We start from the raw sequence: 236 nt of genomic DNA, 5'->3' as shown, positions 1-236 counted from the left end.
GAAGAACAGCCCCTTCACCACCACGGTGGTGAGCAGGATCGCGTCGCCGAAATTGCCGACGTGACGGAAGAAGAAGTCCATCAGCTGGAACATCGGCTTGGTCAGGAACCAGAACCAGCCCCAGTCGATCAGCCTGTCGAACAGCGGGATCGAATAGTCCGTCGCGTAGCGCGAGATGAGCGGCACTTCCTTGGCGCCGGCGAAGACCATGTTCTTGAGCTCGGTCGACTGGCCGG

At 60.6% G+C, this 236-nt stretch carries 1 protein-coding gene; it reads right to left on the bottom strand.

Going from position 1 to position 236, the window contains the following annotated elements; genetic code table 11:
• Positions 1 to 236, bottom strand: a 236-nt coding sequence (gene yidC, locus KVS69_RS20570; RefSeq protein WP_217540202.1) for a membrane protein insertase YidC, incomplete at both ends; no start/stop codon positions are given.

Origin of the sequence: Stenotrophomonas sp. GbtcB23 (assembly GCF_019091045.1) — a bacterium.
Taxonomy (GTDB): domain Bacteria; phylum Pseudomonadota; class Gammaproteobacteria; order Xanthomonadales; family Xanthomonadaceae; genus Stenotrophomonas; species Stenotrophomonas rhizophila_A.
Note: the sequence above shows the minus strand (reverse complement) of the source record. Positions and strands in the feature narration are given on the sequence as shown.